Source organism: Nocardioides secundeburneus (assembly GCF_039939255.1).
Taxonomy (GTDB): Bacteria; Actinomycetota; Actinomycetes; order Propionibacteriales; family Nocardioidaceae; genus Nocardioides.
The window spans coordinates 543,126-556,780 of record NZ_JBDUUE010000001.1 but is presented as its reverse complement, the minus strand read 5'-3'; the positions used below and the strand labels follow the sequence as shown (position 1 = coordinate 556,780).

At 73.7% G+C, this 13,655-nt stretch carries 14 protein-coding genes; 9 read left to right on the top strand and 5 right to left on the bottom strand.

The window, feature by feature from the left end:
- Positions 1-16 precede the first annotated feature (16 nt).
- The 3 genes from ABFT23_RS02455 (at position 17) to rplI (ending at position 1,419) form a co-directional block, all read left to right on the top strand.
- On the top strand, positions 17-625 hold the full coding sequence (locus ABFT23_RS02455) for a single-stranded DNA-binding protein (protein WP_347892326.1): 609 nt from the start codon (positions 17-19) through the stop codon (positions 623-625).
- A gap of 96 nt (positions 626-721) precedes the next feature.
- Complete coding sequence (rpsR, locus tag ABFT23_RS02450; RefSeq protein WP_057322350.1) at positions 722-958, top strand: 30S ribosomal protein S18; 237 nt, start codon at positions 722-724, stop codon at positions 956-958.
- A gap of 14 nt (positions 959-972) precedes the next feature.
- Positions 973-1,419, top strand: a complete 447-nt coding sequence (rplI, locus tag ABFT23_RS02445; protein WP_347892324.1) for a 50S ribosomal protein L9 — start codon at positions 973-975, stop codon at positions 1,417-1,419.
- A 40-nt stretch (positions 1,420-1,459) separates the two neighbouring features.
- Here the strand turns inward: rplI and ABFT23_RS02440 are convergent, their stop codons facing one another.
- Together ABFT23_RS02440 and ABFT23_RS02435 are read right to left on the bottom strand one after the other, a co-directional pair.
- Positions 1,460-2,014: a hypothetical protein gene (locus tag ABFT23_RS02440; protein WP_347892322.1), complete on the bottom strand. Its 555-nt coding sequence runs from the start codon at positions 2,012-2,014 to the stop codon at positions 1,460-1,462.
- Positions 2,011-3,345 carry an MATE family efflux transporter gene (locus tag ABFT23_RS02435; protein ID WP_347893038.1) on the bottom strand — a complete coding sequence of 445 codons (1,335 nt, stop codon included), beginning with the start codon at positions 3,343-3,345 and terminating at the stop codon, positions 2,011-2,013. Before ABFT23_RS02435 ends, ABFT23_RS02440 begins: the two co-directional genes overlap by 4 nt.
- Before the next feature lie 472 nt (positions 3,346-3,817).
- On the opposite strand from ABFT23_RS02435, the gene dnaB reads away from it, so the two are divergent.
- From dnaB to ABFT23_RS02420, 3 genes are all read left to right on the top strand, one after another.
- A complete protein-coding gene (gene dnaB, locus ABFT23_RS02430; RefSeq protein WP_347892320.1) occupies positions 3,818-5,224 on the top strand; it encodes a replicative DNA helicase in 1,407 nt (468 codons plus the stop codon).
- A gap of 63 nt (positions 5,225-5,287) precedes the next feature.
- On the top strand, positions 5,288-5,716 hold the full coding sequence (locus tag ABFT23_RS02425) for a MerR family transcriptional regulator (RefSeq protein WP_347892318.1): 429 nt from the start codon (positions 5,288-5,290) through the stop codon (positions 5,714-5,716).
- A 14-nt stretch (positions 5,717-5,730) separates the two neighbouring features.
- Positions 5,731-6,639: an NAD-dependent epimerase/dehydratase family protein gene (locus ABFT23_RS02420; protein ID WP_347892316.1), complete on the top strand. Its 909-nt coding sequence runs from the start codon at positions 5,731-5,733 to the stop codon at positions 6,637-6,639.
- A 31-nt stretch (positions 6,640-6,670) separates the two neighbouring features.
- Here the strand turns inward: ABFT23_RS02420 and bla are convergent, their stop codons facing one another.
- Positions 6,671-7,594, bottom strand: coding sequence for a class A beta-lactamase (bla, locus tag ABFT23_RS02415; RefSeq protein ID WP_347892314.1), 924 nt, complete (start codon positions 7,592-7,594; stop codon positions 6,671-6,673).
- 93 nt (positions 7,595-7,687) lie between these two features.
- Between bla and ABFT23_RS02410 the strand changes: the two genes are divergently transcribed.
- Entirely contained in the window at positions 7,688-8,626 is a 939-nt protein-coding gene (locus ABFT23_RS02410) for an SDR family oxidoreductase (protein WP_347892312.1), read from the top strand.
- Here ABFT23_RS02410 and ABFT23_RS02405 read toward each other — a convergent pair.
- The gene (locus tag ABFT23_RS02405; protein ID WP_347892310.1) at positions 8,623-9,456 is read right to left on the bottom strand and encodes a sulfotransferase; all 834 of its coding nucleotides are present in this window, start codon (positions 9,454-9,456) and stop codon (positions 8,623-8,625) included. The genes ABFT23_RS02410 and ABFT23_RS02405 overlap by 4 nt on opposite strands.
- Before the next feature lie 121 nt (positions 9,457-9,577).
- Between ABFT23_RS02405 and ABFT23_RS02400 the strand changes: the two genes are divergently transcribed.
- Both ABFT23_RS02400 and ABFT23_RS02395 read left to right on the top strand, forming a co-directional pair.
- Entirely contained in the window at positions 9,578-10,378 is an 801-nt protein-coding gene (locus ABFT23_RS02400; RefSeq protein WP_347892308.1) for an ABC transporter ATP-binding protein, read from the top strand.
- On the top strand, positions 10,375-12,771 hold the full coding sequence (locus ABFT23_RS02395; protein ID WP_347892306.1) for an ABC transporter permease: 2,397 nt from the start codon (positions 10,375-10,377) through the stop codon (positions 12,769-12,771). The genes ABFT23_RS02400 and ABFT23_RS02395 overlap by 4 nt, the downstream gene beginning before the upstream one ends.
- 110 nt (positions 12,772-12,881) lie before the next feature.
- On the opposite strand, the gene ABFT23_RS02390 is transcribed toward ABFT23_RS02395, so the two are convergent.
- The gene (locus ABFT23_RS02390) at positions 12,882-13,655 is read right to left on the bottom strand and encodes an ABC transporter permease (RefSeq protein WP_347892304.1); all 774 of its coding nucleotides are present in this window, start codon (positions 13,653-13,655) and stop codon (positions 12,882-12,884) included.

Sequence of the window (13,655 nt, the reverse complement as noted above, 5' to 3'; positions counted from 1 at the left end):
CTCTAGGAGACCTGACATGGCAGGCGAGACCGTCATCACCGTGGTCGGCAACATCACCGACGACCCGGAGCTCCGTTTCACCCCCTCCGGCGCCGCGGTGGCCAACTTCACCGTTGCCTCCACGCCCCGCACGTTGAACAAGACGACCAACGAGTGGGAGGACGGCGAGGCCATGTTCCTGCGCTGCTCCATCTGGCGCCAGGCGGCCGAGAACGTCGCCGAGTCGCTCCAGAAGGGCGCTCGGGTCATCGTCCAGGGCCGCATGCGGGCCCGCACGTGGGAGGACCGCGACGGCAACAAGCGGACCAACTTCGAGATCGACGTCGACGAGATCGGTCCCTCGCTGCGCTGGGCCACGGCCAAGGTCGTCCGCGCCGGTCGCTCCGGCGGCGGTGGCGGCTACGGCGGTGGTCAGGGCGGCGGTCAGGGCGGTCAGGGCGGCTACTCCGGCGGCGGCGGCGCCCCGCAGGACGACCCGTGGGCCTCCCCGGCTCCGCAGGGCGGCGGTGGCGGCGGCTACGGCGGCGGCCAGGGCGGTCAGGGCGGCGGTCAGGGTGGCGGACGCCCCCCGGCCAACGACCCGTGGGCCGCACCCGGCGTCGGCGGCGACGAGCCCCCGTTCTGAGCCTCGAGCACTCCTGAGCTGGTCCGCAGCTCAACCCATCCCATCCACCCTCAACCATTCCGGCGCGAGCCGGGCTTCTAGGAAGGAAGCACCACAATGGCCAAGGCAGTGATCCGCAAGCCGAAGAAGAAGGTTTGCCAGTTCTGCAAGGAGAAGGCGACCGGTGTCGACTACAAGGACACCACCCTGCTCCGCAAGTTCATCTCCGACCGCGGCAAGATCCGCGCGCGTCGCGTGACCGGCAACTGCGTCCAGCACCAGCGCGACGTGGCCATCGCGGTCAAGAACGCGCGCGAGCTCGCGCTGCTGCCCTACACCTCGACCGGTCGCTGAGAGGGGAGACACCAATGAAGATCATCCTCACCCAGGAGGTCGAGGGCCTCGGTTCGCCCGGCGACATCGTCGAGGTCAAGGACGGCTACGGCCGCAACTACCTGCTCCCGCGCAACGTCGCGGTCCGCTGGACCCGCGGCGGCCAGAAGCAGGTCGACTCGATCAAGGCCGCCCGCGCCAGCCGCTCGGTGCGCGACCTCGACCACGCCGCGCAGATCAAGGCGAAGCTCGAGGCCGCTCCGGTCGACGTCAAGGTCCGCTCGGGCGCCAACGGCCGCCTGTTCGGCACCGTCACCATCACCGACCTCGCCGACGCGCTGGCCGAGGTCGCTGGTGAGAGCGTCGACAAGCGCACCATCGTGGTCACGAGCCCCATCAAGGCGCTTGGTGCCCACAACATCACCGTCAAGCTGCACGACGACGTCTCGGCCGCCGTGGCCCTCAACGTCATCCCCGCCTGACGCACCCGCTCCACCGCTCCACACGCGAGGCCGTCCCGGTTCAGCCGGGGCGGCCTTCGTGCGTCCGGCCCCCGGCACCAGCCCCGGCCCAGTCCCGCCCCGAGCAGACGAACAGCAGCACCACCATCGTGAGCGGTACGAGCGCCACGAGCGCCCCGGCCAGGCCCTCGAGGTCGTCGAGCCCGGCGCCGAAGATCAGCACCGGCAGCACGACGACGGCGCCGAGCCCGACCACGACGACGCCCCACCAGGTGCGCGCAGTCCGGTCGCCGGCCGCCTCGGCGGCGCGCAGCAGCGCGAGCGCGAGCAGCGCGAAGCAGCCGAGCTGCGGCAGGTTGAGCGCCCAGGCGATCGACTCGTCGGCGTCGTCCAGCGCCTCGACGACGTCGGGCACCCACAGCGGCACCGAGACCAGCAGGGCCAGGCCACCGAGCACGAGCAGGGTGCCGCGCAGCTCGACCTCGGGCGGCAGCGCGCGCAGCCCGAGCAGCACGAGCAGCCAACCGACCGGGTCGGCCAAGACGTCGAAACCGCCCACGGGGGCGACGAGCAGGATGATGACCATGCCCATCGCGACGGACTGCAGCGGTCTCACGTCGCCACCCTAGGGCCGGTGCGCAGCCAGGCGTCGCCCCGTGAGCGGTGCACCAGCGTGACCAGGCGCCCGCCCATGAACAGCCCGGACAGCAGCACCCACAGCACCACCAGCCCGGCCCCGGCCGAGGCGGCCACCAGCGTGACCGGGGTGTAGACCAGCGCGACCCCGACCCCGGCCCACGCCAGGTAGCGGCCGTCGCCGGCCCCGATGAGCACGCCGTCGAGGACGAAGACCACACCGGCGACCGGCTGGCCGATCGCCGCGACCACCAGCACCGGCCACAACAGGCCGGGCACGTCGGGGTCGCTGGTGAACAGGTGCCCGAGCAGCGGGCTGGTCGCGGCCAGCAGCACCCCGGTGACGACACCGCTCACCCAGCCCCACCTGACCATCCGGCGGGTGAGGGCGAGGGTGCCCTCGACGTCGGCGGCGCCGAGCGAGCGACCGGTGATCGCCTGGGCGGCAATGGCGATCGCGTCGAGCACGAAGGCCAGGAGCGTCCAGAGCGTCATCGCGAGCTGGTGCGTGGCGATCTCGTCGGCACCGCCGCCCGAGCCGAGCGCGACGGCGTACGTCGTCACCAGGAACGCGATCCGCAGCGTCAGCGTCCGGACGACGAGCGCGACCCCGGCCCGGGCCGCGGCGCGCACCCCGCCGAGGTCGGGTCGCAGCGACGCGCCGTGCCGTCGGGCGCCGCGGACGACGACCCAGGTGAGCGCGACGGCCGAGCCGACCTGCGCGACGACCGAGCCCCAGGCCGAGCCGGCGATGCCGAGCCCGTCGACCGGCCCGACGCCGTAGACGAGCACCACGTTGAGCACGATGTTGGCCGCGTTGCCGCCCACGGCGACGTAGAGCGGCGTGCGCACGTCCTGCAGGCCGCGCAGCACGCCGGTCGCGGCGAGCATCACCAGCAGCGGGACGACGCCGAGGAAGGCGATGCGCAGGTAGGTCACGGCGAAGTCGCGCACCTCGCCGTCGACGCCGAACAGCGCGACGAGCGGGCCGGTGAGCAGCACGCCGGCGACGGTGGTGACGGTGCCGATCGCGACCGCGAGCCAGATGCCGTCGAGGCCGAGCCTGAGCGCCCCGCGCAGGTCGTCGGCACCGAGCAGCCGGGCCACGCCGGCCGTCGTCCCGTAGGCGAGGAAGACGCACAGCCCGACCGCGGTCTGCAGCACCGCGGCGGCGATGCCGAGGCCGGCCAGCTCGCCCGTGCCGAGATGGCCGACGACGGCGGCGTCGGAGAGCAGGAAGAGGGGCTCGGCGACCAGGGCGAGGAACGCCGGACCGGCGAGCCGCAGGATCTCCCGGTCGATCGTCCGCATCCTCCAGCCCACGACGGGCACGGTAGTCACGGCGTCGCTCGGCGGGTACGGCGGGCTGCGCCGACGGACGGTGGATAACTAGCACACCCTGTGGATGACGCGTGCGAGAACGGTCATTGTCGACAAACGTCCGGGACACGCCGAGGTGACCACCCGGTGAACGGAGAAATCCCGCCGGGGATTTCCCTCCACACCGTGTGTGCGGCATCGTCGCAGGTCAGAGCGCTTCTGCCCCGACTTCTCCCATCCGTGTCCACAGGGCACTCCCCAGGCTGTGCACATCGCCTCGCGTGTCGTCCACGGGCCGTGCCGGGTTATCCCCAGCCCCTGTGGACAGGCCGCTGTCGCCGGCGCCGTCCGGCGCCGTACGTTGCTCGGGCGGGCCGGCTCGGGCATTGGTTCGGACCCCACCTGCACGATCGGGACACCCGCTCCCGACCGCCGTCCCGCCGATCTCCAGGGAGAGCCTGCGTTGAGTCTCGCCGAGTCCGACTACGACGGCCCCAGCGACCCCTGGGGCGACGGCCCGGCGCCCTACGCACCGGGTGACGCGCCGCGATCGCCCGAGGGTCGCACCCCGCCCCAGGACATGGCCGCCGAGCAGTCGGTGCTCGGCTCGATGCTGATCTCCAAGGACGCCGTCGCCGAGGTCTCCGAGGTGCTCCGCGGCACCGACTTCTACCGGCCGAGCCACGAGATCATCCACGACGCGATCATCGACCTGTTCGGTCGCGGCGAGCCGGTCGACATGATCACCGTCGCCGCCGAGCTGCAGCGCAGCGGCGAGCTGGCCAAGGTCGGCGGCGCCGCCTACCTCCACACGCTCGCGGCCAACGTGCCCATCGCGGCCAACGCCGAGTACTACGCCCAGATCGTCCACGAGAAGTCGATCCTGCGGCGCCTGGTCGACGCCGGCACCCGCATCGCCCAGTTCGGCTACGCCGGCGAGGGCCAGATCGACGACGTCGTCAACCGGGCGCAGGCCGAGATCTACCAGATCACCGACAAGCGCAGCTCCGACGACTACGCACCGCTGAGCGACATCATGGAGGGCGTCCTCGACGAGATCGAGGCCATCTCCAACCGCGAGGCCGGCCTCTACGGCGTGCCCACCGGCTTCGCCGACCTCGACGACCTCACCAACGGTCTCCACTCCGGCCAGATGATCATCATCGCGGCGCGACCGGCCATGGGTAAGTCGACCTTCGCCCTCGACCTGTGCCGCTCGGCGTCCATCGCCAACAACCTCACCAGCGCCTTCTTCAGCCTCGAGATGACGCGCTCCGAGATCACGATGCGCCTGCTCTCGGCCGAGGCGAAGATCCCGCTCAACCACATCCGCAACGGCAACATGCAGGAGGGCGACTGGGACAAGCTCGCCCGCCACATGGCCAAGGTCAGCTCGGCGCCGATGTTCATCGACGACAGCCCCAACATGACGATGATGGAGATCCGGGCCAAGGCGCGCCGGCTCAAGCAGCGCCACGACCTCAAGCTCATCGTCATCGACTACCTGCAGCTGATGAGCTCGGGCAAGAAGGTCGAGTCGCGCCAGCTCGAGGTCTCGGAGTTCTCCCGGCAGATCAAGCTGCTCGCGAAGGAGCTCGAGCTGCCGATCATCGCGCTCTCGCAGCTCAACCGTGGCCCCGAGCAGCGCGGCGACAAGCGCCCGATGATGAGCGACCTGCGCGAGTCGGGCTCGATCGAGCAGGACGCCGACATGGTCATCCTGCTGCACCGTGACGACGTCTACGAGAAGGAGTCGACCCGCCCCGGCGAGGCCGACCTGCTCGTGGTCAAGCACCGCAACGGCGCCACCCGCGACATCACCGTCGCCTTCCAGGGTCACTACTCGCGCTTCGTCGACATGGCCCACTGAGCCGGCACGCCGGCGCGATCCGGGCCTTGACCTCAAGCGCTTCACCCCGCGCACACTGGCGTGATGAGCGAGACGTTCACCATCCAGCAGGCGTCGCGGCTCACCGGCCTGTCCGTCCCGACCCTGCGCTACTACGAGCGGGTGGGGCTGATCGACGCCGTCCCCCGCGACCGGACCAGCGGGCACCGGGTCTACGACGACGACACGGTGCAGACCGCCGAGGCCCTGGCCTGTCTCCGTGCGACTGGCATGGGCATCGACGACATGCGCACCTACCGCTCCGCCATGGCTGAGGGCCGCGCCGCCGCGCCCCGTCAGCGTGAGCTGTTCGAGAGCCACGTGTCCCGGGTCGCCGACGAGATCGCGTCGCTGCAGGTGCGCCTGGAGTACCTGCAGCAGAAGGTCGCCCTGTGGGGCGCTCGCGAGCACGGTGACCCCGATGCCGAACAACGAGCCACCGAGCGGCTGCGCGCGCTGGCGGCCCGGCTGTGAGCGGCCGCGTCCTGGTGACCGGAGGCACCGGCTACCTCGGTGGGCACACGGTCGCCGCACTGCCGCGCCACGGCCACGAGGTCCGGACGACGGTCCGCAGCACCGCGCGTGCCGGCCATCTCGACCCGCGCGTCGAGGTCGTCGAGGCCGATCTCTCCCACGACCGCGGTTGGGTGGAGGCGACGGCGGGGTGCCGGTTCGTCCTCCACGTCGCCTCGCCGTTCCCCGCGACCCAGCCCGACGACCCCGACGAGGTGATCGTGCCGGCGCGCGACGGTGCCCTGCGGGTGATCCGCGCCGCGCACGCGAGCGGCGTCGAGCGCGTCGTGATGACGTCGTCGTTCGCCGCCGTCGGCTACCCCGTCCGCGCGGGGCACCGCTACACCGAGGAGGACTGGACCGACCCGACCCCGGACCTCGAGCCCTACGTCAGGTCGAAGGCGGTCGCCGAGCGGGCCGCGTGGGACCTCGTCGCCACGCTCGGCGGTCCCGTCCTGACCGTGCTCAACCCCACGGGCATCTTCGGACCGGTCCTCGGTCCCGACGTCGGGACGTCGGCCGGGATCGTCCGGGCCATGCTCGACGGCCACCTGCCCGAGGCACCGCGGGCCGCGTTCGGCGTCGTCGACGTGCGCGACGTCGCCGAGATGCACGTGCGGGCGATGACGAGACCTGCGGCCGCCGGACGCCGGTTCGTGCTGACCGCCGGCACCGTCACCATGCTCGACATCGCCGACGTGCTCCGCGAGCGGCTCGGCGCCCGGGCCGCGGCGGCACCGACGCGGGAGGCCGCGGGCGGCGAGGTGCCGCGGCCCGAGATCGACACCGCGCGCGCCCGCGACGTCCTGGGCTTCGCGCCCCGCGCCGTGGCCGACACGATCGAGGACACCGCACTCAGCCTGCTCGACCGCGCGGCGCCCTGACCGTGCGTCGTCGCGCCGACGACGACCTTGGTCAGCCCAGCACGACCTCGGCCACCCGGGCCACGAGTGCGTCGTCGTAGTCGGCGTCCGGGTCGCGCTTCTCGGTGAGCACGACGACGACCAGCGGCTCGTCGTCCGGCGGCGTGACGACCGCGACGTCGTTGCGCAGGCCGCCCGCGCCGCCGGACTTGTCGGCGACGTCCCACCCGTCGGGTGCCCCCGCCCGGATCAACGCGTCGCCGGTGACGTTGCCGCTCATCCAGTCGAGCAGCAGGGCGCGGTCGGCCCCGGCGAGGTGCTCACCGGTGACGAGGTCGGCCAGGGCGCCGGCGAACGCGTCGGCGGTGGTGGTGTCGGCGGTGCTGCCGGGCTCGATGTCGTTGAGCTCGTCCTCGAACGAGACGACCTCGGTGACGTCGTCGCCGAGCCGCGCGAGCTCGTCGTCGAGCACCGGCGGGCCGCCGATGCGCTCGAGCACGAGGTTGTAGGCCAGGTTGTCGCTCTCGCGGACGGCGGCTTCGGCGAGGCGCTCGAGCGGCAGCCCGGCGTCGAGGTGCTGCTCGGTGACCGGCGCGTAGCCGGCCTCGGCCAGGTCGGCCGCCGTCCAGCGCACGACCTCACCACGCTCGGCCTCCGGCACGAGGCGCAGGAAGGCGGCCGCGGCGAACGCCTTGATCGTCGAGGCGTGGCCGAATCGGGCGCCGCCGCGGTACGACGTCCCGGGGCCGCCGCCGGTGTCCACGACGCTGACCCCGACCCGGGCGGCGAACTCCCGCTCCAGGGCCCGGAGCCGGGCGGCGACGTCGGCGGGGCTCGCGGGTGGCGCCGAGCCGGCCGACCCGCTCGGGCTCGTCGGGCCGGGTGAGGACGGCGGCGGGGTGTCGGGTGACGGTTCGGCGGCGCAGCCGAGGAGGACCGGGAGCACGAGCAGCACGAGACCACGACGAACGAGCACCTCGTCGACCGTAGTCGGCGCCCGTCGCCGGCCTGCGCAGCCACGGATCGGCAGGCCGTGGCTCCGGGGCCGCGAACGGGGCACGGTGGTGGCATGCCTCGACGACACGACACCTCCCTGCCCGACCTGACCGGACGCCGGGCGGTGGTCACCGGCGCCAGCGACGGCGTCGGCCTCGGCATCGCCCGCCGCCTCGCCGCGGCCGGCGCCGAGGTCGTCATGCCGGTACGCAACCCGACCAAGGGCGAGGCCGCCGCGGCCCGCATCCGCGAGCAGCACCCCGCGGCGACGCTGGAGCTCCGCTCGTTGGACCTGTCGTCGCTCGACTCCGTCGCCGCGCTCGGCCAGACCCTGCGCGACGACGGCCGGCCCGTGCACCTGCTCGTCAACAACGCCGGCGTGATGACGCCGCCCGAGCGGCAGACGACGGCCGACGGCTTCGAGCTGCAGTGGGGCACCAACCACCTCGGTCACGTGGCCCTTACCGCCCACCTGCTGCCGTTGCTGCGTGCCGGCCAGGGGCGGGTCGTGTCGCAGACGAGCATCGCCGCGCGCCGCGCCTCGATCCTGTGGGACGACCCGGACGGCGCGCGCGACTACGACGTGATGCGCTCCTACGGCCACTCCAAGCTCGCGTGCGGGCTGTTCGGCTACGAGCTCGCCCGCCGCAGCCGGACCCTGGGGTGGGGAATCAACAGCGTCGTCGCGCACCCCGGTGTCGCGCCGACCAGCCTGCTGGCCGCCCGTCCCGAGGTCGGCCGCGACGGCGACACCCGCGAGGTGCGGATGATCCGCTGGCTCTCGAAGCGGGGCCTGGTGGTCGGCACGGTCGAGACGGCGCCGCTGCCGGCGCTGGTCGCGGCGACCGCCGAGCCGGCCGACGACAGCGTCCTCCACGCACCCGGTTGGCCGGGCCACGTCGGCGGCCCGCCGTCGACGACCCCGCTGTGGAAGCCGCTGCGCGACCAGGTCGCGGCGGCGCGGCTGTGGGACCTGTCGCTGCAGCTGACCGGCGTCAGCTTCACCGACTAGTCGCGACGCGAGGTACCGAACGGGTACGGCCCGTGCCCGACCCGGAGCGTCGTGCGCAAGGCGTCGAGCAGCTCGGCCGGGCAGGACCCGTGCACGAACTCGGCGATCGCGGTGAGCTCGGTGTCGACGACGTCCGGGTCGGCGCTGGTGAGCCGTTCGTAGCGGACGTCGAGGGTGCGATCGGGCCGGCTGGTGCGCAGGTGCTCCTGCAGCTGCTCGGTGCGGCGGATCTTCGCATCGACCGAGGTGCGGTCGCTGCCCTTCCAGAACCCGGAGCCGTAGAGGTGCTCGTGGTCGCGGCCGTTGAGCACGTAGAGGCAGCCGGGGAAGACCCGGTCGAGGTAGTCGGCGAGCTCGGCGTGCTCGGCGGTCGTGGCGCGGTGCCACGTCACCTCCTTGAACCCGAGGACGTCGACGTCCTCGCGCTCCTCGTCGCCGAGCAGCGAGTCGAGCGCCAGCAGCCGCGTGCTCTGCACCATCGCCTTCGGGCGCACGTGCTGCAGCCCGTAGAACGCCGACTGGGCGGCGCGCGGGTTGTGCCGCAGGTGCAGGGCGCGGAACTCGCGCACCTTCTGCCACGCGCGGAAGTGGTGCAGCAGCCACAGGTTGCTCTCGCCGCGCACGAGGGTGCGGGGCAGCGTGTTGAGCAGCCCCTGCACGAGGGTCGATCCGGAACGGCCGTACGTCACCACGAGCACGTAGCGCCGTGGACCGCTGGATCGAGGAGTCGGCACGGGCGACTGCGCTGCAGCCGGGGTCGACCGACGGTTCTCGACCTCGCGGACCACTCGCTGCCGCACCCGGGCGACCAGCCCAGACAGCGGGGTCACCTGGGCCAGGTTAACGGTACGCGGTCCCCGACGGCGAGGGGCGCGTCCACCGACGGGATGACGCCGGGACCATCCCGTCGCCTGACGACCCGGAGGGGGTCGGATTCCTAGCGTTCCCTCCATGACGTCCCACCCCCTCCCGACCATGACCACCGACCCGTCCCGGCCGGCCGGCCCGGCGACCGGCGTCGCCGCGAGCGCCCGTGGCCTCGCCCGCACCTACGGCCGCGCCGACCGCGCCGAACCGGTCGTGCACGCCCTGCGCGGCGTCGACCTCGACCTGCCCGCCGGCCGCCTGACCGCCGTGATGGGCCCCTCCGGATCCGGCAAGTCGACGCTGATGCACTGCCTCGCCGGCCTCGACACCCCGACGGGCGGCTCGGTCACCGTGGCCGGCCGCGAGCTCGCCGGGCTCGACGACACCGCCCTCACCCTCTTCCGCCGCGAGCACCTCGGCTTCGTCTTCCAGGCGTTCAACCTGCTGCCGATGCTGACGGCCGAGCAGAACATCCTGCTCCCGCTCGAGCTCTCCGGACGACGGGCCGTCGCTGCCGCGCGTGGTCACGTCGACGCCGTCGTCGACGTGCTCGGCATCCGCGACCGGCTCGGTCACCGCCCGAGCGAGCTCTCCGGCGGTCAGCAGCAGCGGGTCGCGATCGCCCGCGCCCTCGCCGCACAGCCGGCAATCGTCTTCGCCGACGAGCCCACCGGCAACCTCGACTCGACGGCGTCCGCCGAGGTGCTCGGCTTCCTGCGCCGCTCGGTGCGCGAGCTCGGGCAGACGGTCGTCATGGTCACCCACGAGGTCGAGGCCGCCGCCTACGCCGACGACGTCGTCGTGCTCGCCGACGGCAGCATCCGGGCCCACCTGGTCGACCCGTCCCGCGACCAGCTCGTCGAGACCCTGGCCGGCCGCCGATGAGGACCGTGCTGCTCGCCTCGCTGCGCACCCACACCCGCCGCTACGTCTCGGCCGCGCTGGCCGTCGTCATCAGCGTCGCGTTCGTCGTCGTGACCGCCGCGCTCAGCTCGGCCACGCGTGACGGCCTCACGGCCGGCGTCGGCGCCCCGTTCGCCGACGCCGACGTCGTCCTCGAGGTCTACGACCCCGAGCAGGTCTCGCGCCTGGTCGAGCAGGCGCCCGCCGGCACCGCCGCCTCGGTGCTCGGCTGGACCCAGGAGCCGGTGCGCCACGGCGACGACCCCTTCGGGCGCGACACCGAGATCGCCCAGGTCGTCACCGGCGACCCCCTGCGCTGGCAGGAGCTCACCGAGGGCACCTACCCCAGCGGTGCCGGCCAGGCGCTCGTCGAGGCCTCGACCGCCCGACGTCACGACCTCGCCGTCGGCGACACCCTCGACCTCGGTGCGGGCGACGCCGCCCGACAGGTCGTCGTCACGGGCATCGCCGACGCGCCGTCCCCGCTCGTCGCCGCCGACGTCTACGTGACCTGGCCCGACCTCGCCCCGTTCGCCGACCGCCTCTACGTCGAGAGCGTCGCCTGGGTCGGGGACGCCGCGACGGCGACACGCCTGGCGCCGGACGCCGAGGTGCACGACCGCGACGCCTACGTCGCCGACCTGCAGCAGGAGGTGAACAGCGGCGTCGACGTCATCACGATGATGCTGCTGCTGTTCGCCACCATCGCCGGCGTCGTCGCGGTGATCGTCATCGCCAACACCTTCGCGATCCTCTTCGCCCAGCGCCGGCACGACCTCGCCCTGCTGCGCTGTGTCGGCGCCACCCGGCGCCAGCTGCTGCGCTCGATCCGCGCCGAGGCACTCGTGCTCGGCATCGTCGCCTCGGCGACCGGCATCGTCGTCGGCTGGCTCGGCGGACGGGGCCTGGTCGCGGTCATCTCGGCGCGCTGGCCCGAGTCGCGCCTGGGCGAGGCGACGGTCGCGCCGGCCTGGATGGTCGGCGCCCTGGCCGTCGGCCTCGTCGTCACGCTGCTCGCCTCGTGGCTCCCGACCCGGTCGGCGACCCGCGCCGACCCGCTCTCGGCCCTGCGGCCCGATGCGGGCGTCGACGCGCGCTCGACGGCAGGTCGCCTGCGACTCGCGCTCGGAGCCCTGCTGCTCGTCGGTGGGCTCGGCCTGCTGGCCGTCGCCGTGCTCGGGCAGGTGCTGCCCGCGATGCTGGCCGGCGGCGTGGCGACGTTCGCCGCCGTCCTGGTGCTCGGGCCCTGGCTCGTGCCCGGCCTGCTCTCGGTCGTCGGCCGGGTCGCCGCCGCGATCGGCGGCGCCCCCGCGCGGCTCGCCGCCGGCAACGCCGGCCGCCACCCGAAGCGCACCGCCACCACGGCGGCCTCGCTGCTGGTCGGCGTCACGCTCACCACCGCGGTCCTCACCGGGATGGCCAGCTCGCGCGGGGCCCTGGCGACCGAGATGGACGAGCAGCACCCGGTCGACGCCACCGCGACGGCCACGACGCCGATCGGCGACGACGCCGTGGCGCTGGTCCGCGACAGCGACCAGGTCGAGCGGGTGAGCGCACTGCGTGGCACCACGGTGACGGTGCCCGAGCTGGGCGAGGTCACCGTGGTCGCCGTCGACGACACCTCCACGCTGCGCGACGTCACCCGGTTGCCCACCGACGACCAGGTGCTGCTGCCCCTCGGGCTCGCGGGCGAGCTGCGCACGCGCCTGGTCCCGGCCGACGGCGCCGCCGACCGTGCGGTCGACCTCGAGGTCGTCGGCACCGAGGCGTTCGGCGACGTCGCCCTGGTCACCCCCCGCACGTTGGCCCGCCTGACCGACGCGCCCGAGACCCGCGCCCTGTGGGTCCGGGCCGCGGACGGCGCCGACCCCGAGCTGCTCGAGGCCGACCTGCAGGCCGCCACGCAGTCGGCGGGCGGCACGGTCGACAACGGCCTCGCGAACCGCGCCGCCGTCGACCAGCAGCTCGACGTCGTCACCGCCGCCGTGGTCGGCCTGCTCGGCATCGCCGTCGTGATCGCCCTCGTGGGCATCGCCAACACCCTCGGGCTCTCGGTGCTCGAGCGCGGCCGCGAGCACGCGCTGCTGCGGGCCATCGGCCTGACCCGACGCCAGCTGCGGGCCACCCTGGCGATGGAGTCGGTACTGCTCTCGGTGGTCGCGACCGTGCTCGGCACCGCGATCGGCGTGGCCTTCGCCTGGGTCGGCGTCGAGACGATGGTCAAGACCGCCGTCGACGACGTCCCGCTGGTGCTGCCGCTCGGGCAGCTCGGCGCCGTCGTCGCCGTCTCCGCGGTCGCCGGCCTCCTGGCCTGCCTGCTCCCCGCCCGCCGGGCCGCGCGGGTCAGCCCGGCTGCGGGGCTGGCCACGCCCTGAGCGGGGATGCTCCGGTTCCTGGTCGACCTCGAGCTGTCGTCGAAGGGCGACCAGGGACCGGACTACCCGGCGCGTGCTGTCAGCGGCCCGCCGTCCACCCCGACCGCGGGCTACCGGCGCGCTCGTGACGCCTCGGACTCCACCGGGGCGAGGAACGGCGTCCGGCCGGCGAGGCGGGTGACGATCACCGCGGTGGTCATCATCGACAGCCCGAGCGCGGCCAGCACCACGAGCTGGAACTGGGCCGCCTCGACCGGGTCTGCGCCGCCGAAGAGCGCGCCGACGAAGGCGCCGGGCAGGGTGACCAGGCCGGTCGAGCGGGTCTGGTCGAGGTTCGGGATCAGCGACTCGCGCACTGCCTGGCGGCCCACCTCGTCGTGGGCTCGGGACGGCGTCGCGCCGAGCGCGAACCAGGCCTCGACCTCGTCGCGGCGCTGTCGGCTGTCGTGCAGGAAGTGCCGGCCCGAGAGCGTCGCGGCCGTCATCGTGCTGCCGACGACGATGCCGGCGACCGCGACGAGGGTGCGGGCGTCGACCTCGACCAGCCGCAGGGCGAGCACGACGGCGAGCGCCGTCGTCGCCCCGGCCACGACGCCGACCGCGGCGATGCGTCGTCCGTGGCGCAGCTCGCGCAGCCGGCCGCCCGCGGTGACCGAGGCCGTCGTCGCCATCAGCGCCAGGAACGCCAGCACCGTCCACGGCGCCTCCAGCACCCCGCGCAGCAGCAGCGCGACCACGGTGAGCTGGACGATCGCTCGCACCAGCGCCGTGACCGGCAGCCACCCCAGCCCGACCCGTGCCCACCGGCCGAGACCGACCGTGAGGCCGGCCACGACCAGCAGCCCGAGCGCGAACCAGAGGTGGTCGGTCCAGGTCGCGCTCAC